The organism is Streptomyces sp. AK010 (assembly GCF_014207295.1).
Classification (GTDB): domain Bacteria; phylum Actinomycetota; class Actinomycetes; order Streptomycetales; family Streptomycetaceae; genus Streptomyces; species Streptomyces massasporeus.
In genome coordinates, this window is the sequence record NZ_JACHCX010000012.1 from 1 (window position 1) to 24,009 (window position 24,009).

Annotated in this window: 24 protein-coding genes, 4 tRNA genes and 1 pseudogene; 6 read left to right on the forward strand and 23 right to left on the reverse strand. The window is 70.4% G+C overall.

Annotated features, from left to right (window positions below):
- Window positions 1-94: 94 nt before the first annotated feature.
- The 6 genes from HDC93_RS22445 to HDC93_RS22470 form a co-directional block, all read right to left on the reverse strand.
- Window positions 95-952, reverse strand: a complete 858-nt coding sequence (locus tag HDC93_RS22445; protein WP_185012665.1) for a hypothetical protein — start codon at window positions 950-952, stop codon at window positions 95-97.
- 128 nt (window positions 953-1,080) lie between these two features.
- On the reverse strand, window positions 1,081-1,806 hold the full coding sequence (gene rplA, locus HDC93_RS22450) for a 50S ribosomal protein L1 (protein WP_031102571.1): 726 nt from the start codon (window positions 1,804-1,806) through the stop codon (window positions 1,081-1,083).
- A gap of 77 nt (window positions 1,807-1,883) precedes the next feature.
- On the reverse strand, window positions 1,884-2,318 hold the full coding sequence (gene rplK / locus HDC93_RS22455) for a 50S ribosomal protein L11 (RefSeq protein ID WP_003992325.1): 435 nt from the start codon (window positions 2,316-2,318) through the stop codon (window positions 1,884-1,886).
- A gap of 166 nt (window positions 2,319-2,484) precedes the next feature.
- Window positions 2,485-3,309, reverse strand: coding sequence for a transcription termination/antitermination protein NusG (nusG, locus tag HDC93_RS22460; protein WP_185012666.1), 825 nt, complete (start codon window positions 3,307-3,309; stop codon window positions 2,485-2,487).
- Between the two features lie 80 nt (window positions 3,310-3,389).
- Window positions 3,390-3,674, reverse strand: a complete 285-nt coding sequence (gene secE / locus HDC93_RS22465; RefSeq protein ID WP_185012667.1) for a preprotein translocase subunit SecE — start codon at window positions 3,672-3,674, stop codon at window positions 3,390-3,392.
- A 108-nt stretch (window positions 3,675-3,782) separates the two neighbouring features.
- Window positions 3,783-3,855 (reverse strand) — tRNA-Trp (locus HDC93_RS22470).
- Between the two features lie 306 nt (window positions 3,856-4,161).
- On the opposite strand from HDC93_RS22470, the gene HDC93_RS22475 reads away from it, so the two are divergent.
- Together HDC93_RS22475 and HDC93_RS22480 are read left to right on the forward strand one after the other, a co-directional pair.
- Window positions 4,162-5,388, forward strand: a complete 1,227-nt coding sequence (locus HDC93_RS22475; RefSeq protein WP_031102574.1) for a pyridoxal phosphate-dependent aminotransferase — start codon at window positions 4,162-4,164, stop codon at window positions 5,386-5,388.
- 153 nt (window positions 5,389-5,541) lie between these two features.
- Window positions 5,542-6,573, forward strand: coding sequence for an adenosine deaminase (locus HDC93_RS22480; RefSeq protein ID WP_185012668.1), 1,032 nt, complete (start codon window positions 5,542-5,544; stop codon window positions 6,571-6,573).
- 368 nt (window positions 6,574-6,941) lie between these two features.
- On the opposite strand, the gene HDC93_RS22485 is transcribed toward HDC93_RS22480, so the two are convergent.
- The 9 genes from HDC93_RS22485 to HDC93_RS22525 form a co-directional block, all read right to left on the reverse strand.
- Window positions 6,942-7,997 (reverse strand): UDP-N-acetylmuramate dehydrogenase, encoded by a 1,056-nt coding sequence (locus HDC93_RS22485; protein WP_185012669.1) that lies wholly within the window; start codon window positions 7,995-7,997, stop codon window positions 6,942-6,944.
- 99 nt (window positions 7,998-8,096) lie between these two features.
- Complete coding sequence (locus HDC93_RS22490) at window positions 8,097-8,477, reverse strand: DUF3291 domain-containing protein (protein ID WP_185012670.1); 381 nt, start codon at window positions 8,475-8,477, stop codon at window positions 8,097-8,099.
- A gap of 30 nt (window positions 8,478-8,507) precedes the next feature.
- Window positions 8,508-9,944 carry an MFS transporter gene (locus HDC93_RS22495; protein WP_185012671.1) on the reverse strand — a complete coding sequence of 479 codons (1,437 nt, stop codon included), beginning with the start codon at window positions 9,942-9,944 and terminating at the stop codon, window positions 8,508-8,510.
- Between the two features lie 89 nt (window positions 9,945-10,033).
- Complete coding sequence (locus tag HDC93_RS22500; RefSeq protein WP_185012672.1) at window positions 10,034-10,588, reverse strand: TetR/AcrR family transcriptional regulator; 555 nt, start codon at window positions 10,586-10,588, stop codon at window positions 10,034-10,036.
- 138 nt (window positions 10,589-10,726) lie between these two features.
- Window positions 10,727-11,155 (reverse strand): MaoC family dehydratase, encoded by a 429-nt coding sequence (locus HDC93_RS22505; protein WP_185012845.1) that lies wholly within the window; start codon window positions 11,153-11,155, stop codon window positions 10,727-10,729.
- Window positions 11,156-11,163: 8 nt separating this feature from the next.
- Window positions 11,164-11,616 (reverse strand): MaoC family dehydratase N-terminal domain-containing protein, encoded by a 453-nt coding sequence (locus HDC93_RS22510; protein ID WP_030839763.1) that lies wholly within the window; start codon window positions 11,614-11,616, stop codon window positions 11,164-11,166.
- Window positions 11,617-11,716: 100 nt separating this feature from the next.
- On the reverse strand, window positions 11,717-11,881 hold the full coding sequence (gene rpmG, locus HDC93_RS22515) for a 50S ribosomal protein L33 (protein WP_003948671.1): 165 nt from the start codon (window positions 11,879-11,881) through the stop codon (window positions 11,717-11,719).
- A gap of 90 nt (window positions 11,882-11,971) precedes the next feature.
- Window positions 11,972-12,044 (reverse strand) — tRNA-Met (locus HDC93_RS22520).
- A gap of 47 nt (window positions 12,045-12,091) precedes the next feature.
- Window positions 12,092-12,164, reverse strand: a tRNA-Thr gene (locus HDC93_RS22525).
- A 237-nt stretch (window positions 12,165-12,401) separates the two neighbouring features.
- Here HDC93_RS22525 and HDC93_RS22530 point away from each other — a divergent pair.
- Together HDC93_RS22530 and HDC93_RS22535 are read left to right on the forward strand one after the other, a co-directional pair.
- Window positions 12,402-13,661 (forward strand): amidohydrolase family protein, encoded by a 1,260-nt coding sequence (locus HDC93_RS22530; protein ID WP_185012673.1) that lies wholly within the window; start codon window positions 12,402-12,404, stop codon window positions 13,659-13,661.
- Between the two features lie 297 nt (window positions 13,662-13,958).
- Window positions 13,959-14,615 (forward strand): NAD(P)H-binding protein, encoded by a 657-nt coding sequence (locus HDC93_RS22535; RefSeq protein ID WP_185012674.1) that lies wholly within the window; start codon window positions 13,959-13,961, stop codon window positions 14,613-14,615.
- A gap of 32 nt (window positions 14,616-14,647) precedes the next feature.
- Here the strand turns inward: HDC93_RS22535 and HDC93_RS22540 are convergent, their stop codons facing one another.
- The 3 genes and pseudogenes from HDC93_RS22540 to HDC93_RS22550 all read right to left on the reverse strand — a co-directional run bounded on the left by HDC93_RS22540 (window position 14,648) and on the right by HDC93_RS22550 (window position 16,227).
- The gene (locus tag HDC93_RS22540; protein WP_030839769.1) at window positions 14,648-14,860 is read right to left on the reverse strand and encodes a hypothetical protein; all 213 of its coding nucleotides are present in this window, start codon (window positions 14,858-14,860) and stop codon (window positions 14,648-14,650) included.
- Window positions 14,861-15,760: 900 nt separating this feature from the next.
- Window positions 15,761-15,958 (reverse strand): annotated as a pseudogene (locus HDC93_RS22545) (FAD-dependent oxidoreductase); the annotation flags it as partial.
- Between the two features lie 187 nt (window positions 15,959-16,145).
- Window positions 16,146-16,227: transfer RNA gene (locus HDC93_RS22550), tRNA-Tyr, on the reverse strand.
- 219 nt (window positions 16,228-16,446) lie between these two features.
- On the opposite strand from HDC93_RS22550, the gene HDC93_RS22555 reads away from it, so the two are divergent.
- Entirely contained in the window at window positions 16,447-16,935 is a 489-nt protein-coding gene (locus HDC93_RS22555) for a YajQ family cyclic di-GMP-binding protein (protein WP_031108414.1), read from the forward strand.
- Window positions 16,936-17,174: 239 nt separating this feature from the next.
- Here HDC93_RS22555 and HDC93_RS22560 read toward each other — a convergent pair whose 3' ends face one another.
- Entirely contained in the window at window positions 17,175-17,441 is a 267-nt protein-coding gene (locus HDC93_RS22560; protein WP_030839776.1) for a GlsB/YeaQ/YmgE family stress response membrane protein, read from the reverse strand.
- A gap of 211 nt (window positions 17,442-17,652) precedes the next feature.
- Between HDC93_RS22560 and HDC93_RS22565 the strand changes: the two genes are divergently transcribed.
- Window positions 17,653-18,909, forward strand: a complete 1,257-nt coding sequence (locus HDC93_RS22565) for an APC family permease (protein ID WP_185012675.1) — start codon at window positions 17,653-17,655, stop codon at window positions 18,907-18,909.
- Window positions 18,910-19,302: 393 nt separating this feature from the next.
- On the opposite strand, the gene HDC93_RS22570 is transcribed toward HDC93_RS22565, so the two are convergent.
- The 4 genes from HDC93_RS22570 to HDC93_RS22585 all read right to left on the reverse strand — a co-directional run bounded on the left by HDC93_RS22570 (window position 19,303) and on the right by HDC93_RS22585 (window position 24,004).
- A complete protein-coding gene (locus HDC93_RS22570; RefSeq protein ID WP_185012676.1) occupies window positions 19,303-19,695 on the reverse strand; it encodes a YccF domain-containing protein in 393 nt (130 codons plus the stop codon).
- Window positions 19,692-20,555, reverse strand: coding sequence for a zinc metalloprotease HtpX (gene htpX / locus HDC93_RS22575; RefSeq protein WP_185012677.1), 864 nt, complete (start codon window positions 20,553-20,555; stop codon window positions 19,692-19,694). The genes HDC93_RS22570 and htpX overlap by 4 nt, the downstream gene beginning before the upstream one ends.
- Before the next feature lie 354 nt (window positions 20,556-20,909).
- Window positions 20,910-22,433, reverse strand: a complete 1,524-nt coding sequence (locus HDC93_RS22580) for an NADH-quinone oxidoreductase subunit N (RefSeq protein ID WP_185012678.1) — start codon at window positions 22,431-22,433, stop codon at window positions 20,910-20,912.
- Window positions 22,430-24,004 carry a NuoM family protein gene (locus HDC93_RS22585; RefSeq protein WP_185012679.1) on the reverse strand — a complete coding sequence of 525 codons (1,575 nt, stop codon included), beginning with the start codon at window positions 24,002-24,004 and terminating at the stop codon, window positions 22,430-22,432. The genes HDC93_RS22580 and HDC93_RS22585 overlap by 4 nt, the downstream gene beginning before the upstream one ends.
- Window positions 24,005-24,009: the final 5 nt, after the last annotated feature.

The following is a 24,009-nucleotide window of genomic DNA, read 5'->3' on the forward strand; positions in this document are numbered from 1 at the left end:
CAACCTCGCCAAGCGCATAACGGACGAGACCACGCCAACCTGGCGAGGAACTTACTAGAACTTAAAGGGCAATTCGGCTACATCAAACGCCCTCTCAGGGCGTGCCGGTCTGCTTGCGCATCAGGTCCTCGAAGTCCCCGGTGTCGGACCGCGGGGGGCGCTCGGCCCGGACCTTCGCACCGTAGTCGGCGTAGTGCGCCGTCTGGGTCATCACGCCCGTGGCCGTCCGTGCCTTCTCGACCTTCTTCACCAGCAGGTTCCGCTCGTCGATCCAGATGTCGACGGTCTCGGTGGTCACACCGGCCTCGCTGAGCTGCTTGCGCAGGCCGGCGTCGGCGATGTCGGCCGCCGCCACGGTGCCGGACCAGTGCATGGCCGACCGGCCGCGCACGGTCTCCTCGCCGACCTTCCTGACATCGCCGGAGGACAGCAGGAGCTTCACGGACTGGTTGGGCGTGGTGCTGCGCATCCGGTCACCGAGGTGGCCGCCCGAGCCGCCGGCCAGGGCTTCGAGGTCGTCGTAGGCGTACCGGATCCACCGCTTGCCGCCCGCCTTCTCGGCGAACTTCTCGCCCATGCGCGCGTAGTACGCGTCGGGCAGATAGCGGGCCTCCATCGAGGTGGTGCCGAGCCGGCGCATGGTGTCGGCCACGGTGCCGCCGGTGTACGTGATGGTGAGGGTGCCGGTGATGCCGTCCTTCCAGCCGAGGGTGCCGTCGGCGGTCATGGACATCAGCGAGCCCATGGTGGTCGTGGACTCGACCCGGGCGGACTCGGCGTGCTCGGTGGCGCGCTCGGCTGAGCGCAGGGCCGCGAGGGTGCGCCCGTGCGGGGCCCGGTCGTCCTGGCCGGCGCCGTCCGGGGAGTCCTGGGACGTGCAGGCGGCCACCCCCGTCAGCGCGGTCGCCACCGCGAGCACCAGGCCCACGCGGCGCACGGTCGAGCCCTGCATACGTCCCCCCGTTCGCATCCGGTTCCCGCACGTTAACCCAGGCCACCGGCGTCCGTACCGGAAAAGGGAACGGGCCCCGCACCTGTAAGAGGTGCGGGGCCCGTGACCGGTTGGGTGAGCCGTCAGGCTCAGACCGCAGCCGGGTCCTCCTCGACGAGGAGGTTGCGGGTGCGGTTGGAGTCGACCGGAATGCCGGGGCCCATCGTGGTGCTGATGGCGGCCTTCTTGATGTAGCGCCCCTTGGCGGCGGACGGCTTCAGGCGGAGGATCTCCTCCAGGGCCGCGCCGTAGTTCTCCACCAGCTTGGTGTCGTCGAACGACGTCTTGCCGATGATGAAGTGCAGGTTCGCGTGCTTGTCGACGCGGAACTCGATCTTGCCGCCCTTGATCTCGGTGACGGCCTTGGTGACGTCGGGGGTGACGGTACCGGTCTTCGGGTTCGGCATCAGACCACGCGGACCGAGCACCCGGCCGAGGCGGCCGACCTTGCCCATGAGGTCCGGGGTGGCGACGACGGCGTCGAAGTCCAGACGGCCCTTCGACACCTCGTCGATCAGCTCGTCGGCGCCGACGATGTCGGCGCCCGCGGCACGTGCGGCCTCGGCACGGTCACCGGTCGCGAAGACCAGGACCCGGGCGGTCTTACCGGTGCCGTGCGGAAGGTTCACGGTGCCACGGACCATCTGGTCGGCCTTGCGCGGGTCGACACCCAGGCGGAAGGCGACCTCGACGGTGCCGTCGAACTTGGTCGTGGAGGTCTCCTTGGCGAGACGGACGGCCTCGAGCGGGGCGTAGAGCTTCTCCCGGTCGACCTTGGCGTCCGCAGCGCGAAGGGACTTGCTGCGCTTGCTCACTACTGCTCCTGTGGATTCTTAGGAGTCGTGGTCCGGGCCGAGCAGGCCCCGCCACTACTGCTGGTGGTGGTTGGGGCTCAGCCCTCGACCGTGACGCCCATGGAGCGGGCGGTGCCGGCGATGATCTTCTCGGCGGCGTCCAGGTCGTTGGCGTTGAGGTCGGGCATCTTGGTCGTGGCGATCTCACGGACCTGGTCACGCGTGATCTTCGCGACCTTGGTCTTGTGCGGCTCGCCGGAGCCCTTCTCGATGCCCGCGGCCTTCAGGATCATCTTCGCGGCCGGCGGCGTCTTGGTGATGAAGGTGAAGGAACGGTCCTCGTAGACCGTGATCTCCACCGGGATCACCCAGCCACGCTGCGACTCGGTCGCGGCGTTGTAGGCCTTGCAGAACTCCATGATGTTCACGCCGTGCTGGCCCAGCGCGGGGCCGACCGGCGGGGCCGGGTTGGCGGCACCGGCCTGGATCTGGAGCTTGATGAGCCCCGTGACCTTCTTCTTCTTGGGAGGCATAGCTCTCCGGGTCCTTTCGATTCGGGTCCTGCCTGCGTACGGGGACCACCCGGACGCAGGCATACCGCACAACGATAACGGGTATAGATGCGCGGCCAAAAACCGTGCAGGTCAGGCAAGCGCCGGAGCGATCGCCTGACCTGCACGGAAGCGGTGAGTCCGGAAGTCAGTTCTTCTGGATCTGGTCGAAGGAGAGCTCGACCGGCGTCTCGCGGCCGAAGATCTCCACGAGCCCCTTGACCTTCTTCGAGTCCGGGTTGATCTCGTTGATGGTCGCCTGCAGCGTGGCGAACGGACCGTCGGTGACGGTGACCGAGTCGCCGACCTCGAAGTCCAGCACCTGGACCTCGACCTTGCGCTGCGGAGCCGGCTTGCCCTCGGCCTCGGCGGCCTCGCGGGCGGCCTTCTCCTCGGCCTCGGGGGCGAGCATCTTGACGATCTCGTCCAGGGTCAGCGGGTACGGGTCGTAGGCGTTGCCCACGAAGCCGGTGACGCCGGGGGTGTTGCGGACGACACCCCAGGACTCGTTCGTCAGGTCCATACGGACGAGGACGTAGCCCGGAAGCTTGTTCTGCTTGATCGTCTTGCGGTCGCCGTTCTTGATCTGGACGACCTCTTCCTGCGGCACCTCGGCCTGGAAGATGTAGTCCTCGACGTTCAGCGAGACGGCGCGCTGCTCCAGGTTGGTCTTCACGCGGTTCTCGTAGCCGGCGTAGGTGTGGATGACGTACCACTCGCCGGGCAGGACCCGCAGTTCCTCGCGGAGCTTCTCGATCGGGTCGCGGTCGTCCTCGGGCTCTTCCTCGAGTTCTTCCGCGGCCTCTTCGGCGTCCTCGGTCTCCGCCTCGGCGGCGTCGTCCGCGACGGCGTCGGCAGCCTCGACCTCGGCGGAGGCCTCGGTGTCCTCGCTGTCCGCACCCTCGACGATGTCGAGCTCGTCCTCGACGGACTCGACAGGCTCGATGGCGTCGTTCACGTTCGGGTCAGACACGGTGGCTGCTTCTTCCTGGATACATGGGGGTGGAACATGCGAAAGGAGCGCCGGGTACCTCGGCGCTCTTCGCGGACTGCTCAGCCGAACACGTACTTGGCGGCGTTGCTGAGCCCATAGTCAATCACGGTGACCAGGCCGATCATGATGACGACGAAGACGATCACCACGGTCGTGTAGGTCGTCAGCTGATTGCGCGTCGGCCAGACGACCTTGCGCAGTTCCGCGACGATCTGACGGTAGAAGAGGGCGAGCCGCTTCAGCGGGCCCTTCTTGCCGCGCTTGCCGCCCTTGCGAGTCTTCTTGGACTCCGGCGCCTCGTCCTGGGCATCAGGCATGTCGATGGAGCCCACGGCGTCCGTCACTCGTCCTCACCTGATTCCGGGTCGTGGCCGTGCCGCGCCCGGTCTGAGCCGCACGGCGGTGCATTGCTGTACGTACATGCGCACACATCCTGGCGAAGGTGTGTGTAGCAGGGCCGGAGGGACTTGAACCCCCAACCGCTGGTTTTGGAGACCAGTGCTCTACCAATTGAGCTACGACCCTTTGTGTGTCCCCCAACGTACCGCATCCATCCGGATGCGTGGTGTGCACCGAACGGGCGCGGCCTGCTGAAGGCCAACGAGGTGAGAGTGTACGTGCTCGGCGGCCGGTCGTCGAACAGAAAGGGCCCGCGGCAGGGCTCGTTGGCGCAAGATCGCGTCCGGAACCGGGGGCGGGATGACGCGAATGCGCTGAAGATCGCCCAGGCCGTGCGGGTGATCCGCACTGTTGTTCAAGGGTTTGCCCGACGTTGTTCAGTCTGTGAAACCCCCGTGCCGCGCGCGTTTCCGGTCTGAAACGATGGGGCCCATGAGCGCTGCAACCCCTCCCACCGAGCGCCGGGTCTCCGCCCGAGTCGGCGCGATCTCCGAGTCCGCCACCCTCGCCGTGGACGCCAAGGCCAAGGCCCTCAAGGCCGCGGGGCGGCCGGTGATCGGCTTCGGCGCCGGTGAACCGGACTTCCCCACCCCGGACTACATCGTCGAGGCCGCGATCGAGGCCTGCAAGAACCCGAAGTTCCACCGCTACACGCCGGCCGGCGGCCTGCCCGAGCTGAAGGCCGCCATCGCCGCGAAGACCCTGCGGGACTCCGGCTACGAGCCCGACGTGTCGCAGATCCTGGTCACCAACGGTGGCAAGCAGGCCATCTACGAGGCCTTCGCCGCGATCCTCGACCCGGGCGACGAGGTCATCGTGCCCGCGCCGTACTGGACGACGTACCCGGAGTCGATCCGGCTGGCCGGGGGTGTCCCGGTGGAGGTCGTCGCCGACGAGACGACCGGCTACCGGGTGTCCGTCGAGCAGCTGGAGGCGGCGCGCACGGAGAAGACGAAGGTCGTCCTCTTCGTCTCCCCGTCCAACCCGACCGGCGCGGTCTACAGCGAGCAGGAGACCGAGGCCATCGGCCGCTGGGCCGTCGAGCACGGCCTGTGGGTGATGACCGACGAGATCTACGAGCACCTCGTCTACGGCGGCGCCTCCGCCGTGTCGCTGCCGGCGGTGCTGCCGGAGCTGCGCGACAAGTGCGTCGTCGTCAACGGTGTCGCGAAGACGTACGCGATGACCGGCTGGCGTGTCGGGTGGATCATCGGCCCGAAGGACGTCGTCAAGGCGGCGACCAACCTGCAGTCGCACGCCACGTCGAACGTGTCTAACGTCGCCCAGGCGGCCGCGCTGGCCGCCGTCTCCGGTGAGCTGGACGCCGTCGCGAAGATGCGTGAGGCGTTCGACCGGCGGCGCAAGACCATCGTGCGGATGCTGAACGAGATCGACGGCGTGGTGTGCCCGGAGCCGGAGGGTGCGTTCTACGCCTACCCGTCGGTGAAGGCCCTGGTCGGCAAGGAGATCCGGGGGCGTCGGCCCAAGGACACGGTCGAGCTCGCCGCGCTGATCCTGGAGGAGTCCGAGGTCGCGGTGGTGCCGGGTGAGGCGTTCGGTACGCCCGGGTACCTGCGGCTGTCGTACGCGCTGGGTGACGAGGATCTGGTCGAGGGTGTGAGCCGGATCCAGAAGCTGCTGGCGGAGGCGCGGGACTGACCTGCACCTCACGTGAGGTGGTGGGCGGGCCGTTCCCCTTGCGGGGAGCGGCCCGCTTTGTCGTGTGCGCGTGTTGTCGTGTGCGCGTGCGAGCAAGACCACGTTCGGGGAAAACGCTGTCGGGACTGCTGAGGCATACGGCAGGATCCTGGGATGGAGCGTGAACGTGATGTCTCTGAACTGCCGAAAGCCCATCTGCACCTGCACTTCACCGGGTCGATGCGCCCCTCGACCGTGCTGGAACTGGCCGACAAGCACGGGGTGCGGTTGCCCGACGCGCTGACCGAGGCCCTGGTCGGCGGGGAGCCACCGAGTCTGCGGGCGACGGACGAGCGGGGTTGGTTCCGCTTCCAGCGGCTGTACGACGCGGCGCGCTCGTGCCTGCGGGAGCCGGAGGACATCCAGCGGCTGGTGCGGGAGGCCGCGGAGGAGGACGTGCGGGACGGGTCGGGGTGGCTGGAGATCCAGGTCGACCCGACGTCGTACGCGCCGCGGCTGGGCGGGCTGATCCCGGCGCTGGAGATCATCCTGGACGCGGTGGAGACGACGTCGCGGGAGACCGGGCTCGGGATGCGGGTGCTCGTCGCGGCGAACCGGATGAAGCATCCGCTGGACGCGCGGACGCTGGCGCGGCTGGCGACGAGATACGCGGACCGGGGGGTCGTCGGGTTCGGGCTGTCGAACGACGAGCGTCGGGGGATGGCGCGGGACTTCGACCGGGCGTTCGGGATCGCGCGTGAGGCCGGGTTGCTGTCGGCGCCGCACGGGGGTGAGCTCGCGGGGCCGTCGTCGGTGCGGGACTGCCTGGACGACCTGGGGGCGAACCGGGTGGGGCACGGGGTGCGGGCGGCGGAGGATCCGCGGCTGATGAAGCGGCTGGCGGACCGGCAGGTGACGTGCGAGGTGTGTCCGGCGTCGAACGTGGCGCTGGGGGTGTACGAGAAGCCGGAGGACGTGCCGCTGCGGACGCTGTTCGAGGCGGGGGTGCCGTTGGCGCTGGGCGCGGACGATCCGTTGCTGTTCGGGTCGCGTCTTGCCGCGCAGTACGAGATCGCGCGGCGGTATCACGGGTTCACGGATGCGGAGCTGGCGGAGGTGGCTCGGCAGTCGGTGCGGGGGTCGGCGGCGCCGGAGGATGTGAAGACGAAGCTGCTGGCGGGGGTGGACGACTGGTTGGCGTCGTAGCTCGTGTCCTCGCCTGCGCCGGGTGGTGGGTCGGGGCCGCGCCGGGGGGTGTCCGTCCTCGGAACGGCGCGATGGGGTGTCATACCGACTGACTGTCCGTCGACGCGCCAACCGCTGCGGGCGGACACCCCCCGACACGGCCCCTTACGTGGTCCGGCGGGTGCGGGAGCGCTTAGCTGCGGGCATGCGTGCCGCTGGGGGCGATGGGGGTCCCCCTGCTCGAGCGGAGCCGAGAGCTTGGGGGAGGGTGGGCGCAGCGGCACCCCGCTACGCCGGGCTGCGGACCCACCCGCCCCCAGCACCGACGCAGCGGCACCTTGGGACGCCGGGGCGCGGACCCACCCGGCCCCGGCAGCGGCGCCGGGTGCCTACAGGCTGACTCCGACCGTCACCGGCTCGTTGACCAGGGTGATTCCGAAGGCCTCGCGGACTCCGGCCACGACCTCGCGGGCCAGGGCGAGGAGATCCTCGGTGGTCGCACTCCCCCGGTTCGTGAGCGCCAACGTGTGCTTCGTGGAGATGCGGGCCGGACCGTCGCCGTAGCCCTTGGTGAAGCCGGACTTGTCGATCAGCCAGGCCGCGGAGGTCTTGGTGCGGCCCTCACCGGCCGGGTACGCGGGAGGCTCCACCCCGTCGCCGAGCCGCTCACGCACGCGGGCGCGGAACGCCGCGAAGTCCGTGTCCGTGAGGATCGGGTTGGTGAAGAAGGAGCCGGCCGACCAGGTGTCGTGGTCCTCGGGGTCGAGGACCATGCCCTTGCCGGCACGCAGCTTGAGCACCGTCTCGCGGGCCGAGGCGAGGGGGACGCGGTCGCCCGCTTCCACCCCGAGGGCCCGGGCCGTCTCGGCGTAGCGGAGGGGCGCGGAGAGTCCCTCGGCGTCCTCGAGGGAGAAGCGCACGCGCAGGACCACGTAGCGCTCGGGGTCGGACTTGAAGCGGCTGTGGCGGTAGGAGAAGGCGCAGTCCTCGTTGGCCAGGGTGACCGTGTCGCCGGTGCGGCGGTCGTAGGCGACGACCTCGGTGATCGTCGAAGAGACCTCCTGGCCGTACGCCCCGACGTTCTGGATGGGGGTCGCGCCCGCCGAGCCGGGGATGCCGGCCAGGCACTCGATGCCGGCCAGGCCCGCCTCGACCGTGCGGGCGACGGCGTCGGTCCAGACCTCGCCGGCCGCGAGCTCCAGGTTCGTGCCGTCGAGGGAGTAGCCCTTGGTGGCGAGGACGAGGGCGGTGCCCTCGAAGCCCTTGTCGCCGATGACCAGGTTCGAGCCGCCGCCGATGAGCAGCAGCGGGGTGCCCGCCTCGTCGGCTTCCCGGACGGCGGCGATCACCTCGTCGTCCGTCGTCGCGGTGACCAGCCGGGTCGCGGGGCCGCCCAGCCGGAAGGTCGTCAGCGGGGCGAGGGGGGCGTCGTGGAGTTCCTGCACGGGCTCAAGAGTACGAGACGGCACCGACAGGGCCGGGCACACGTGTGTGCGGCCCCGCTCCCCAAGGGAAGTGGGGCCGCACGCGCGCGTGGTGGGCTGTCAGGGCAGCCGGCGGAGTGCCTCGGACCAGGAGATCGGGAGGTCCTCGCTGCTCGCCTGCCAGGTGGTGAAGGCCGAGTCCTTCATCTGCGGGGCGAGGCCCCGTGAGGAGGGGCCGTGGGCGCCCGCGCGGACGAAGGCGTGGAGCGCGTCCTTGGACTCCCAGGCGGACAGGGTCCAGAAGGTCCGCTTCAACGGCTTCGCCTTCAGGGTCGCTCCGTAGGCGCCGGGGCTGCGGCGGACCTGCCGCCAGACGGCGGGCGTCCCGGCGAGGAACTTCAGGGCTCCCCACAGCGTGCGGGTCTCGAAGCGGGAGGCGAAGACGTGCACCTCGGTGTCGCGGGGCGGGGTGTTCGGGACGGTCCAGGGAAGGGTGGGCATGCCGCTTCTCCTTGTTCGGGTCCTTCGGGGTCAGTGGGCGGCCGTCTCCAGCACCGGCGCCTGTTCGGCCGGGTCCTCCTGCCGTTCCGTGCGCCGCCGGGTCGGTATCAGCAGGGCGGCGATGCCGGCGAGGGCGACCACCGCGGAGCCCGTCACCAGCGCGGGCCGCATGCCGTCGACGAAGGTCTGGCCGGTCTCGTAGCCGCCCTGGGCGGCGAAGATCGACGCCATGACGGCGATGCCGAGCGCCCCGCCCACCTCGCGCAGCGCGTTGTTGGCCCCGGAGGCGATGCCCTGCTCCGACGGCCGCACGCTGGACATCACCAGGTGCGAGGCGGGGGCGAAGTACAGCGCCATGCCGATGCCGCTGACGATCAGGGCGGGCAGCTGCGAGCCGTAGGAGGCGTCGGTCGTGGCCACCACCGCCATGTAGCCGAGGCCCAGGGCCTGCAGGAAGAGGCCCGTGGCGACGACCGGACGGCCGCCGATGCGGTCGGCCAGAGTGCCGGCGATCGGGGCGACCAGCATCGGCATGCCGGTCCAGGGCAGCATCCTGAGGCCCGCCTCGGTGGGCGAGTAGCCGAGGACGCCCTGCATGTACTGGCTGAGCAGGAAGATCGAGCCGAACATGCCGAGGAACATCAGCAGGCTCGCCGCGTTGATGCCGGCGAAGGCACGGGAGCGGAACAGCCGCATCGGGAGCATGGGGTTCTTGGCGCGGGTGCTGTAGAGGATGAAGCCGGCGAGCAGCGCGGAGCCCGCGAACAGGCCCGTCAGCACGAGGGATCCGGTCCAGCCGTCGGCCGGGCCGCGGACCAGGCCGTAGACGATGCCGAACAGGCCGCCGCTGGCGAGCAGGGTGCCGGGGACGTCGAGCGGGGCTCCGGTGCCGTGGGACTCGGTGAGGCGCAGCCGGGCGAGCGGCAGCAGGGCCAGACCCAGCGGGACGTTCAGCCAGAAGATCCACTGCCAGGAGATGTGTTCGGTGAGGGTGCCGCCGACGAGCGGCCCGGAGGCGACGGCGAGTCCGTTGACGGCGCCCCAGATGCCGTACGCCATGCCGCGCTTGGCGACGGGCACGGCGGCGGTCAGCAGAGTGAGCGTCAGCGGCATCATCACGGCCGCGCCGACGCCCTGGATCGCGCGGGCGGCGATGAGGGGGTCGATGCCGGGCGCCATGGCCGCGGCGGCGGAGGCTCCGGTGAAGACGGCGAGTCCGACGATGAACAGCCGGCGGCGGCCGAAGCGGTCGCCGAGGGCCGCGCCGAACATGAGCAGGACGGCGAAAGTGAGCGTGTAGGCGCTCACGGTCCATTCCAGGTCGTGCAGTCCGCCGCCGAGGTCCTCGCGGATGGAGGGCAGGGCGGTGGTGACGACGAGGTTGTCCAGGGCCGCCATGAATCCGGCGACGCTGGTGATGACGAGGGCCCAGGCGGCTCCCCCGCGACGTGCGGTCCGCTGTGACATCGCTCCCCCATGGAGTGTGCCGTAATCAATTGGTTATTGATTACTAACTTTCGAGGACATGAAAAGGCCTGCCTGCTTGCCGTGACGTGTCAGCTGTCGGACTCCGACGGGTTCAGTCCCGCCCAGACCCGGTGATCGTCCGGGAAGCCCATGGCCACCAGACAGTTGATGAGCATGCCCTGGGCGAGGAAGGCCGTCGTCTCGCGGGCGTCGGCACCGAGTGGCAGGTGGATGGTGTCCCACAGCCGCATCCAGCCCGTGCGTACGGCTTCGCCGAACTCGCGGTCCCCTTCCTCCTCAGCGGCCGCCACGGCGAGGTACATCTGCATCTGCATCATCAGCCGCTCGGGCTGCTCGGAGATGGTCTCGACGTACGCACCGCCCATGGCACGGCGGGCCTCTTCACCCTCCAGCCCCTCGGCCGCCTCCGCGAACGTCCTGACGGTGTCCTCGACGCACCGCTCGGCCGCCGCCAGGAAGATCGCCTTCTTGCCCGGGAAGAGGCGGAAGAGATACGGCTGCGAGACGCCCACCCGGCGGGCGATCGCCTCGGTCGACGTGCCGTGGTAGCCGCCACGGGCGAACTCCGTCGTCGCGGCCCGGATGACGCTCTCGCGCCGCTCTTCCGCACTCATCCTTGCCATGCATTCGAAGTTAGTGCTCAATCACTAACTATGTCAAACGAGCGATCGGCCCGCGCACGCCACGCACAGAGGGAGTCACTCCACACGTAAGGGGCGCCCCTCAGCAGAGAGCGCCCCTTACATCGTGTCGCGGCCGTGTCAGGCCAGTCGTACGACGGCCCTGGACATGCCCAGCACCTTCTGCCCGGCGCAGGTCGCGGTCAGGTCCACGCGGACGGTGTTGTCGTCGAGCAGGGCGGCGACCTTGCCGGCCACCTCGATCACGGCACCCTCCCCGTCGTTCGGGACGACGACGGGCTTGGTGAAGCGGACGCCGTACTCGACGACCGCGCCCGGGTCGCCCGTCCAGTCGGTGACGACGCGGATCGCTTCGGCCATGGTGAACATGCCGTGCGCGATGACGTCGGGCAGGCCGACCTCCTTGGCGAACTTCTCGTTCCAGTGGATCGGGTTGAAGTCGCCGGAGGCTCCCGCGTACCGGACGAGGGTGTCGCGGGTCACGGGGAAGGTCTGCGCGGGCAGTTCGGTGCCGACCTCGACGTCGGTGGAGGAGATCTTCGCGGTCATGGGGTCGCTCACGCCTCCTCGGCCGCGCGGGCCACGAGCTTGGTCCAGGCGGTCACGACGTGCTCGCCGGCCTCGTCGTGGACCTCGCCGCGGATGTCCACGATGTCGTTGCCCGCGAGGGACTTGATCGCCTCGATCGTCGAGGTGACCGTGAGCCGGTCACCGGCGCGGACCGGGCGGCGGTAGGCGAACTTCTGGTCGCCGTGCACCACGCGGCTGTAGTCCAGGCCGAGCTGCGGGTCCTGGACGACCTCACCGGCGGCCTTGAAGGTGATCGCGAACACGAAGGTCGGCGGGGCGATCACATCGGGGTGACCGAGTGCCTTGGCGGCCTCCGCGTCCGTGTACGCCGGGTTGGCGTCCCCGACCGCCTCGGCGAACTCACGGATCTTCTCCCGGCCCACCTCGTAGGGCGCGGTGGGCGGGTACGTCCGCCCCACGAAGGACTGGTCGAGCGCCATGGCTCGGTACCTCCTGGTAGCTCTACTGACCGGTACGGGTCCCTCAACGACGCGAGGCCGCCCCCGATCTCTCGGGAACGGCCTCGTGTACGAGCCTGAATTATCGCGTTTCGCGGTGCGCGGTGTGCGCGTTGCAACGCGGGCAGTGCTTCTTCATCTCAAGGCGATCCGGGTTGTTACGCCGGTTCTTCTTGGTGATGTAGTTCCGCTCCTTGCACTCCACGCAGGCCAGCGTGATCTTCGGGCGGACGTCGGTGGCAGCCACGTGAGTGCTCCTAAGACGAACGGATGGACTTGTTCAACGCAAGAAAGAGTAGCCGATCGAAGGACCGACCCCGCAATCGGCTACTGTCAGTAGCGGTGACCGGACTTGAACCGGTGACACAGCGATTATGAGCCGCTTGCTCTACCGACTGAGCTACACCGCTTTGATGTGGTCCGGACCCCGTCTCGCGACGGGAGCCAGTCACACCAGAGCCCCAAAACGGAATCGAACCGTTGACCTTCTCCTTACCATGGAGACGCTCTGCCGACTGAGCTATTGGGGCGAGCGATGAAGACATTACACGCTCCGCCGCCGTTCACCCAAATCCGTTTCGAGGCACCCACCCCGGACGCCCGGACCGTCCTCCCGGCAGCCCCGTAGGGCGCCTCCCACCCCGCGAGCGGACCACGCCGGTACGACTATTGCGCTCCTCCCGGCCACGGACGGGAGGCCGTCCTAGGCTCGTCTCACTCTGCGTGATCACGCGCCCTCCCGCGCCAGCCCGAGCCCCTGGAGTGCGATGCCCGACAGCCGGCCGCAGCCACCACCGCCCCCGTCGTCCTCGCCCGGCCCGGCCGACCCGTCCTCGCTGCTGCTGTGCGGAGCGCGGCTCACCGACGGCCGGACCGTGGACGTACGGCTGGGCGGCGGGCGCATCGAGGCGGTCGGCACGGCCGGCAGCCTGGGAGCGGGCGGCACGCGCACGTGCCGGGCACGGGTGGACCTCAGCGGCTATCTGCTGCTGCCGGCCCCCGCCGAGCCGCACGCCCACGCCGACACGGCCCTGTCGGCCGACGCCGAAGGCCCTGTCTCCTACGAACCACAGGACGTGCAGCGCCGGGCGACGGAGGCCGCGCTGCTCCAGCTCGGGCACGGGGCGACGGCGATGCGGGCGCACGTACGCGTGGGGGACGTCCAGGGGCTGGGCGCGCTGACGGCCGTGCTGCAGGCGCGGCGGTCGCTGCGCGGACTGGCGGAGCTGACGACGGTGGCGATGCCCCGGGTGCTGACCGGGGTCGCCGGCGCCGACGGACTGGCGATGCTGCGGGACGCGGTGAAGATGGGCGCCTCGGTGGTGGGCGGGCGGCCGGACCTCGACCCGGATCCGACGGGGTACGTGGAGGCCATCCTGGAGATGGCCTCGGAGCACGGCTGCCCGGTCGACCTGCACACGGACGCCGGCGACCCGGCCCGGCTGGCCCGGCTCGCGGCGATGGCGGGCGGACTGCGTCCCGGCGTGACCCTCAGCCCGTGCGGCGACCTCGGCCGGCTGCCCACCGAGGTGGCCTCGCGGACGGCCGACCAACTCGCGGCGGCCGGAGTGGCGGTGGTGTGCCTGCCGCAGGGCGGCTGCGGCGGCGTCGACCGCCGGGGGGCGGCTCCGGTACGGCTGCTGCGCGCGGCCGGGGTGCGGGTGGCCGCCGGGAGCGGTGCACTGCGGGACGTGTCCAACCCGGTGGGGCGTGGCGACCCGCTGGAGGCGGCCTTCTTGCTGGCCTCGCGCTACGGCTTGCCGCCCGAGGAGGCGTACGACGCGGTCAGCGTGTCGGCGCGGGCGGTGCTGGGGCTGCCCGAGGTGCGGGTGGAGGCGGGATTCCCGGCCGAGTTGCTCGCGGTGCGCGGGGAGCGGCTCGCGGGGGTGCTGTCACTGGCGTACAGCCGGATCGTGGTGCACCAGGGGCGCGTGGTGGCGCGGACCAGCGCGGTGCGGGAGTACTGCAGTTCGGCGGCTTCGCCGGAGCTGGGGCTGCCGCGGCAGGGGCGGGGTGACGTGCCGTAGGGGCGGGGGTACGGCGGGGGCGGGGGCGGGCGGAGCGCTGTAGGGCATGCGGCGGGAGCGGGCCTGGGAGCAGGCGGAGCGCTGTAGGGCATGCGGCGGGAACGGGGCCGGAGTGCCGAGGGCCTGCGGCGTTTTGGGCAGAGAGCCGTAGCGCCTGCGGCGGGGTGGGGCGGGGTGACGTGCCGTAGGGGCGGGGGTACGGCGGGCGTGGGAGCGGGCGGAGTGCCGTAACGCCTGCGGCGTGGTGTGGGTGAAGTCGTGCGGCGAGTGGTGCTGTCCAGGCGTACGGTCGAAGGCATGCGCATTGTCATCGCTGGTGGTCATGGTCAGATCGCGTTGCGGCTGGAGCGGCTGCTCGCCGCGCGCGGGGACGAGGTTGCGGGGATCATCCGCAAGGCCGAACAGGCCGCCGATCTGCGGGAGGCCGGTGCCGAACCGATCGTGCTCGACCTCGAGTCGGCGTCCGTGGACGAGGTCGCGGAGCGGCTCAGGGGCGCCGACGCGGCGGTCTTCGCGGCGGGCGCGGGCCCGGGCAGCGGGGTGACCCGCAAGGACACGGTGGACAAGGCCGCGGCGATCCTCTTCGCGGACGCGGCGGTGGAGGCGGGCGTACGGCGGTTCGTGATCGTGTCGTCCATGGGCGCCGACCCGCGCCACCAGGGGGACGAGATCTTCGACGTCTATCTGCGCGCCAAGGGCGAGGCGGACGCGTATGTGCGCGGCCTGGATGCCCTGGACTGGACGGTCCTGCGCCCCGGCCAGCTCACCGACGACGCCGGCACCGGTCTCGTCCGCCTGGAGGCTCGTACGGGCCGAGGCCCGATCCCGCGCGACGACGTGGCCGCCGTACTGGCGGAACTGGTGGACACCTCCGCGACGGCCGGGCTCACTCTGGAGCTGATCAGCGGGTCGGCGCCGGTGTCGGTGGCGGTGAAGTCGGTGGCGGGGAACTGACGCCGGTGGCCGGCCGCCTGGTCGGGGCCGGCCTAGAACAGGGGCAGTTGACCGGGGAAGTCCGGCACCGTGTAGCCGTCCAACGAGGGTTGCTCAGGGCCCGGGCGGGCCTGGCGGCGGGAGCCCGGGCATGAGGTGAGTTCGCCGTGCTCGCGGGCGCCGGGCGGGTCGTGGCGCGCGTACCGCCCGGCGACGACGGCGATCTCGCGGCGGCACTCGGGGCAGACTCTGCGGCGGGAGGACATGGGGCAAGTGTGCCGCGCGGGTGGGCCGGACATGCCTCTCCCCTGCGGGGCGGCCTCGGAGACGGGTGTGGCGAACAGCCTCAACACGCTGATGCGGTCCATCGGTACGTCGACCGCCAGCGCGGTGGCCGGGGTGATCCTGGCGCAGATGACGACGGACTTCGGGGGGACGCCCCTGCCGTCCCAGGACGGGTTCAAGATCGTCCTGGCCATCGGGGCCGGGGCCGTGCTGCTCGTCTTCGTGGTCGCCTCGTTCATTCCGCGGCAGCGGGGGGTGGGGGCTGAGGTGGCCGAGGCGACGGAGGCCAGGGGGCGGAAGTGGGGGTGGCCGAGCGACGCAAGGCAAGAGCGCGGAAGCCGGGGTGGCCGAGGCGTCGCTGTGGTTGCTGTGCCCGCGGCCGCCGACGGGTGCGGGATTCCCGTGCGGGCCCCTGGCCCAGGTCGTCGAGGTCGGCGCGGCCGGGACCACCCGGTGCGGGCTCGAACCGCGGCCCGGCGCGCAGGTGCGGGGCACAGTACGCGGAGGCGGCGTGCCGCTGAGCGACGCGCGGGTGACGCTGGTGGACGCGGTGGGCAACGCGGTCGCCACACACGGACCGGTCCCGACGGGGCGTACGCCTTCTCCGACCTGGACAACGGCGCGTTCACGGTCATCGCGACCGGCTACCCGCCCCGGGCGGCGTCGCTGGCGGTCCCCGGCGCCGGTGTGGACGACCACGACATCGAACTCGCCCACGACGGGGGATAGGCGCGGGCGGGGTGGGCGGCGGGTCTGACCGCCCCCGCGCCGTCGGCCTTTCAAGGCCCCCGCCCGGTCGGCGTGTCCGGGCAGGCTGTTCAAGGGCCCCCACTGCATCGACCGTTCAACGGTCCCCACCCCATCGGCCGTTGAAGGCTCGCTCAGCCGGCTGCCGCTCCGAACCACCGCGGCAGCCGGTGGAGCAGGCCCGGCTGGTCCTCGCCGGCCCAGGCCACGTGGCCGTCCGGTCGTAGCAGCACGGTGGGAACGTCGAGTTCTTCGCTGGCGTCCACGACGTGGTCGACCCGGTCCGCCCAGCCCGCCACCGACAGCCCGCCGTCGGTCTGGTCGAGCAGCAGTCGGAGTGATCATGCTCACCCCCCGGGGGGGGACGCCTGGGGGACACGCACTGATCAACGGTGGGATTCGGGCGGTACGAGGTGAGACACGTCCATGCCCCGTCCACAACGAATCGAACGGGGAGGGCAAACGAAAAACCCCCTCCGACCAGGCACAGAACCTGATCAGAGGGGGTCTTCCCCAGTGTGGCGGCGCCAGGATTCGAACCTGGGAAGGCTGAGCCGGCAGATTTACAGTCTGCTCCCTTTGGCCGCTCGGGCACACCGCCGGGGTTTGCTGCCCGTCGAGCCGCTTTCCGCGGCGCTCCGTGGCAACGACGTAAACAATACCTGATGCGGAGGGGTGCTCCGCCACCCGATTGATCGGCGCTCGGAGGGCCACGGGTGGCTAGGCTTGCCGGATGCGGCCCGGGACCTGAACGGGCCCTGCGACCGCCCACATACGCCGGTACGCACGATACGCACCCCGATACAAGGAGCCACAGGACATGGCCGACTCCAGTTTCGACATCGTCTCGAAGGTCGAGCGGCAGGAGGTCGACAACGCACTCAACCAGGCCGCCAAGGAGATCTCGCAGCGCTACGACTTCAAGGGCGTGGGTGCCTCGATCTCGTGGTCCGGTGAGCAGATCCTCATGGAGGCGAACTCCGAGGACCGGGTGAAGGCCATCCTCGACGTCTTCCAGTCCAAGCTGATCAAGCGGGGCATCTCGCTGAAGGCTCTGGAGGCGGGCGAGCCCCAGCTCTCCGGCAAGGAGTACAAGATCTTCTCGTCGATCAAGGAGGGCATCTCCCAGGAGAACGCCAAGAAGGTCGCGAAGACCATCCGCGACGAGGGCCCCAAGGGCGTGAAGGCGCAGGTGCAGGGCGAGGAGCTGCGCGTCAGCTCCAAGAACCGTGACGATCTGCAGGCCGTCATCGCCCTGCTGAAGGGCAAGGACTTCGACTTCGCCCTGCAGTTCGTGAACTACCGGTAGGTCCGGCCCTCGGGCTTACGCCCGCACGGATACACGGATACGAGGAAGGGTGGGCGCCGCCGGTGCCCACCCTTCTCGACTGCCGCTGACGGCTTTCGGCTTTCGGGTGCCGGCTCTCGGGTGCCGGCTGTCGTCGGTGGCGCGGTCAGTCGATTGCGTGGCAGGGGCGGCACGGTTGGCCGGTGGCGCGGTCAGCCAGTGGCACGGCCGGCCGGTGGCACGACCCGTCGGTGGCGCGGTCAGTCGCGGGAGTTCCCGAACAGGAGCCGGTAGGCGATCAGCAGGACCAGCGATCCGCCGATCGCCGCTGCCCAGGTCGCACCGTCGTAGAAGCCCTTGGTGATCGGGTGGTCCATCCAGCGAGCCGATATCCAGCCGCCGATGAACGCGCCCGCGATGCCGATCAGGGTCGTGCCGATGAGGCCGCCGGGGTCGCGCCCCGGCAGCAGGAACTTCGCGATGGCTCCGGCCAACAGTCCGAGGATGATCCAGCTGATGATGGTCATGCCGTGAACCTGCCCTTTCACGCTGTGCCCGCACTGTCCCGGCCATGTGATCTTACTTTCGGCCAGGCCCCAGGCAGGGCCAGGCCGGGCTCGTGCGTCGTACGTCGGGCGCCCCGAGCGCGGCCTCTTTGCCCCGCACCTTCACGCCGTCTTGGTGGGGAGGACGTGCGGGGCACATCCCCCGGTTGCACTGATCAGTAGGGTGCGAGGCATGACAGCCTCCGGTCCCGGACTGCGCCGAACTCTCGGCGTGGGCGACGCCGTCGTCATCGGACTCGGCTCGATGGTGGGGGCCGGGATCTTCGCCGCTCTCGCACCGGCCGCCCACGCGGCCGGCTCCGGGCTGCTCCTCGGGCTCGCCGTCGCCGCTGTGGTCGCATACTGCAACGCCATGTCGTCGGCTCGCCTCGCCGCCCTGTATCCGGCCTCGGGCGGCACCTATGTGTACGGGCGGGAGCGGCTCGGGGAGTTCTGGGGGTACCTCGCCGGCTGGTCGTTCGTGGTCGGTAAGACGGCCTCCTGTGCGGCGATGGCGCTCACCGTGGGCACGTACCTCTGGCCTGAGCAAGCGCACGCGGTGGCGGTCGCGGCCGTGGTGGCGCTGACCGCGGTGAACTACGGCGGTGTCCAGAAGTCCGCGTGGCTGACGCGGGTGATCGTGGCGCTGGTCCTGGCTCTCCTCGCTTCCGTGGTGGTTGCGTGTCTGGTGTCGGGTGAGGCCGAGGCCAGGCGGCTGGACATCGGGGCCTCAGGCGGGGCGGGTGGGGTGCTGCAGGCGGCCGGTCTGCTGTTCTTCGCCTTCGCCGGGTACGCCCGGATCGCGACGCTCGGCGAGGAGGTGCGGGATCCGGCGCGCACCATTCCGCGCGCGATCCCGCTGGCGCTGGGCATCACGCTGGTGGTGTACGCGTGTGTGGCGGTGGCTGTCCTTTCGGTACTCGGGTCGGACGGTCTCGGGAATGCGACGGCGCCGCTGGCCGACGCGGTGCGGGCAACTGGCGTGCCCTCGCTGGTGCCGGTGGTGCGGCTCGGTGCGGCCGTGGCCGCGATGGGCTCGCTGCTCGCGCTGATCCTCGGGGTGTCGCGGACGACGCTGGCCATGGCGCGGGACCGGCATCTGCCGGGGACGCTGGCCGCCGTGCATCCGCGGTTCCAGGTGCCGCACCGGGCGGAGCTGGCCGTGGGTGTGGTGGTCGCGCTCCTGGCCGCCACGGTGGACGTGCGGGGCGCGATCGGGTTCTCCTCCTTCGGTGTGCTGGCGTACTACGCCGTGGCCAACGCATCGGCCTGGACGCTGTCTTCGGCGTCGACGGCGCGGGTGATGCCGGTGGTGGGGCTGGTCGGGTGTGTGGTGCTGGCGTTCTCGCTGCCCGGGGTATCGGTGGTGGTGGGCGCGGGGGTGCTGGTGGTGGGGGCGGTTGCGTACGTCGTGCGGAAGTGGATGAGGGCCGGGGCGGGGCGGGGGTAGAGGCGGTGGCCCCTCCGCTACGGGCCGTGGTGGGTCGGGCGGGCCGAGCCGGGAGGGAGCCAGCCTGGCCTGGCTGTCCCCGGGCCGGGCCGGGCCGGGGACAGCCAGGCCAGGCCAGGCCTTCAGCAAGGCCTCTCGAACCAGGTGAACCGGGTTCCTCCAAGCCGCATGGCCTGCGTCTCTTGGCGCCTTTCACCGACGCAGCCGACGCGGAGCGCGAAGGGGTGGCCTGCGGGTGAGGATTGTGGGGCTTGGCCGTCCTACGGGTCGGCAACTGCTCGATCGCGGTCATGGGTTCATCATGCGGGTCGCCGCCGACAACCGGGCGGGCCTGTGGATAACCCTGGGCCTGTGGAAAGCGGGGACGTCGTCGGCGGGTCGGCGGCCCCTCCGTCAGCGCACCGCGAACGGCTCGTCCGTCCGTACGATGTCGCGACCGAGCGGGAGCAACGAGACGGGGATGAGCTTGAAGTTGGCGATGCCCAGCGGGATGCCGATGATGGTGACGCACAGGGCGATGCCGGTGGCGATGTGGCCGAGGGCGAGCCACCAGCCCGCGAGCACCAGCCACAGCACGTTGCCCACGCAGGACGGCGCGCCCGCGTCACGTCGCTCGATCGTCGTGTACCCGAAGGGCCACAGGGCATAGACGCCGATGCGGAAGGCCGCGACACCGAACGGAATGCCGATGATCGTGATGCAGAGCAGCAGGCCCGCGAGCATGTAGGCGAGGAACAGCCAGAAGCCGCTCAGCACGAGCCATATGACGTTGAGTATGGTCCTCACTGGTTACCACCTGCCATCTTCTCGAGCCGGGCGATGCGTTCCGCCATCGGCGGGTGTGTGGAGAACATCTTCGAGAGGCCCTGACCGGGCCGAAACGGGTTGGCGATCATCATGTGGCTGGCGGTCTCGATGCGCGGCTCGGGCGGCAGCGGGAGCTGTTTCGTGCCCAGTTCGAGCTTGCGCAGAGCGCTGGCGAGGGCGAGCGGGTCGCCGGTGAGCTGGGCGCCGGAGGCATCCGCCTGGTATTCCCGGGAGCGGCTGATGGCCAGTTGGATGACCGAGGCGGCAAGCGGGCCCAAGATCATGATCAGCAGCATGCCGAGCAGGCCGGGGCCGTCATCGTCGTCCGAGCGTCCGATGGGGATCAGCCAGGCGAAGTTGACCAGGAACATGATGACGGAGGCGAGGGCGCCTGCGACGGACGAGATGAGGATGTCCCGGTTGTAGACGTGGCTGAGTTCGTGACCGATGACGCCGCGCAGCTCGCGCTCGTCCAGCAGGCGCAGGATGCCGTCGGTGCAGCACACGGCGGCGTTGCGCGGGTTGCGTCCCGTGGCGAAGGCGTTGGGTGCCTCGGTCGGGGAGATGTACAGGCGCGGCATGGGCTGGCGTGCCTGGATGGAGAGCTCGCGGACCATGCGATAGAGCGCCGGGGCCTCGAACTCGCTCACCGGACGGGCGCGCATGGCGCGCAGTGCCAGCTTGTCACTGTTCCAGTACGCGTACGCGTTGGTGGCCAGTGCTACCAGAACGGCGATGACGAGCCCCATGCGGCCGAAGAAGCTGCCGATGACGATGATGAGTGCGGACAGTCCTCCCAGGAGGATCGCTGTCCTGAGCCCGTTGTGCCGGCGGTGCACGGTACGTCCTCCTAGTGGTGCGGCAGGGGGACCCTTACTTGCTGTGTATGCGGTGCCACTGGTGCCGCGTCTCACGTCCAGTGGACCTTCCCGTACTGGTCAACGCCAGGCGGGAAGCACTAGTTCCCTTGCGCGTGCGGCGGCGGGTGTGGACCGTCCGGGTGACGGCGCCGGGAAGCGGCACGCGCGCGTGAGGGCGAGTGCCCTACGCGCGCGGGGTGTAAGCGGCCGGTTTTTGCAGAGCCCGGTCTGTTGCAGAAGGCCCGGTGTCGGGCTGTTGCAGAAAGACCGGTGTCGTCTGTCGCAGGAGAGCTCGGTGTCGGTCCGTCGCAGAAGAGCCCCGTGTCGGACCGTTCAGAAGAGCCCGGTGTCGGTGAAGCGCAGGACCAGCTGGGGTGCGCCGGACAGGGCGATGCCGAGGACTCCGGTCACGGCGATCGCGGCGGTGACCGGGCCGGGAACGCGGTGCTTCTCGGGTTCACCCTCAGGGGCGCGGAAGAGCAGGGCCGTCCACTGGAGGTAGTAGAAGAGCGCGATGACGACGTTGACGGCCATGACCACGGCCAGCCAGCCGAGGCCGGCGTCGACGGCCGCCGAGAAGACGGTGACCTTGGCGAAGAGGCCGATGATGCCCGGTGGCAGCCCTGCGAGGCACAGGAGGAAGAATGCCAGGAGCAGCGCGGACAGGGGGCTGGAGGCGTAAAGGCCGCGGTAGTCGGCGACCCGGTTGAGGACCTTCGTCCTGCCGACGAGCGCGGCCACGGCGAAGGCGCCGAGGTTCACGGCGCCGTACATCAGGGCGTAGGCGACGGTGGAACCGATCGACTTCTCGGCGTCCCCTGAGTACGCGGCCGCGGCGATCGGCACCAGGAGGTAGCCGGCCTGGCCGACGGAGGACCAGGCGAGCAGGCGTACCGCGCTGTACGCGCGCGTGGCCTGCTGGCGCAGGGCTCCGGCGTTGCCCACGGTCATGGTGAGCGCGGCCAGGGCCGCCAGTGCGGGGCCCCACACGTCGGCGTACGACGGGAGGGCCACGACGGTGACGAGGATCAGGCCGCTGAAGCCGACCGCTTTGCCGATGACCGACAGGTAGGCCGCGATCGGCAGGGGCGCGCCCACATAGGTGTCGGGCACCCAGAAGTGGAAGGGCACGGCGGCGGTCTTGAAGGCGAATCCGACCAGGGTGAGGACGACTCCGGTCTGGGCGAGCGTGTGGAACTGCCCGTCGACGTCCTGGATACGCTCGGCGACCTGGGTGAGGTAGAGGGTCCCCGTGGTGGCGTACACGAAGCTGATGCCCATGAGACTGACCGCGGTCGCGGTGACCGAGGACAGGAAGAACTTCAGGGCCGCTTCGGAGGACTTCCGGTCGCCGTACTTGAGGCCGACCAGCGCGAAGGCGGGCAGGGAGGCGACCTCCAGGGCGACGATCAGGGTCGCGAGGTCGCGGGAGGCGGGCAGGAGCGCGGCGCCGGCCGCGGAGGACAGCAGCAGGAACCAGTACTCGCCTTCGGGGAGCTCCTTGCGGGCGTCCTTCAGGGCGGTGACCGACAGGAGGGCGGCGAGGAGGGCGCCGCCGAGGACCAGGAACTGGATGACCAGGGTGAAGCGGTCGGCCGTGTAGCTGCACACGGCGGCGTCGCCGGTCAGGCAGAAGGTGCTGCGGTCGCCGTCCAGGAGGGGCAGGAGCATCGCCGTGGCGGCGGCCAGGCCCACCACCGACGTCCAGCCGAGCAGTGTCTTGCGGTGCTCGGCGACGAACAGGTCGGCGACCAGGACGACGAGTCCGACGACCGCCACGATGGTGGGCGTGGCGATCGCGAGCCAGTCGACGGACTGGACCAGCGAGGCGGCCAGGGGCTGGGCCGGGGAACTCATCGGGTGCCTCCTGCGAGGAGCTGCTGGACGGCCGGGTCGCTCAGGCCGAGGAGTGCCTTGGGCCACAGGCCCGCGACGACGGTGAGGGCGACGAGCGGGGTCCACGCCGCGAACTCGTAGGAGCGCACGTCGGTGAGTTTCGGGGCGTCCTGGGGCAGGGCGCCCATGCAGACGCGGCGGACCACGATCAGCAGGTACGCGGCTGTCAGCAGGGTGCCGAACGCGCCGATCGCCATGAAGGTGAGGAAGGCGGGGCGGCTGAGGCCCTCCGCCGGCTGGAACGCGCCGAACAGGGCCAGCATCTCGCCCCAGAAACCGGCCAGGCCGGGCAGGCCGAGCGAGGCGACGGCGGCGAAGGCGAGCAGACCGCCGAGGCGCGGGGCCTTGCCGTAGAGGGCGGCTCCGGTCTCCTCGGCGAGGGTGTCGAGGTCGGTGGTGCCGGTGCGGTCCTTCAGGGCGCCGACCAGGAAGAAGAGCAGGCCGGTGATGAGGCCGTGGGCGATGTTGGCGAACAGGGCGCCGTTCACGCCGGTCGGGGTCATCGTGGCGATGCCGAGCAGGACGAAGCCCATGTGGCCGACGGAGGAGTAGGCGATGAGGCGCTTGAGGTCGCCCTTCGCGCCCTGCTTGGCGAGGGCCAGGCAGGCCAGCGATCCGTAGATGATGCCGACGACGGCCAAGGCGGCGAGGTAGGGCGCGAAGATGCGGAACCCGTCCGGTGCGATGGGCAGCAGGATCCGGACGAATCCGTACGTGCCCATCTTCAGCAGGACGCCGGCCAGGAGGACCGAGCCGACGGTCGGTGCTGCGGTGTGGGCGTCGGGCAGCCAGCTGTGCAACGGCCACATCGGCGTCTTCACGGCGAGCCCGATGCCGATCGACAGAACGGCGATGACCTGCACGGATGTGGTCAGCGACCGGCCGTTGTCAGTGGCGAGTGCCACCATGTCGAACGTGCCCGCCTTGATTCCGGTCAGGAGCAGGCCGAGCAGCATGACCACGGAGCCGAGCAGCGTGTAGAGGATGAATCGCCAGGCTGCCTGGCTCCGGCCCTCACCGCCCCAGCGGGCGATGAGGAAGTACATCGGGATGAGGACCATCTCGAAGGCGAGGAAGAACAGCACCAGGTCGAGGACGGCGAAGGTGGCGAGTGTGCCGGACTCGAGCACGAGCAGCAGGGCGACGAAGGCCTTCGGGGTCGGGCCCTCAGGCATCTTGAAGTACGAGTAGAGCGCGCAGAGGAAGGTCAGCAGCGCGGTCAGGACCAGGAGGGGGAGGGAGATGCCGTCGATGCCGAGGTGGATGCGCACGTCGAGTGCGGGGATCCAGCTGATGTCCGTGCTGGCCTGCATCTTCGACGGCTGGTCGTGGTCGAAGCCGAGCGCGAGGGCGATCGCTGCGATGAGGACCGCGCCGGTGACGGTGACGCCGTGCCGGAGCACGGCCTGCTCGGGTGACTTCCCCTTCAGTCCGGGTGGGGCCGGCAGGAGAGCGGCGGCGGCGCCGAGGAGCGGCCCGACGACGACGAACGCCAGAAGGAACTGCATCACGGACTCGTTGATATCGATCACGCCTG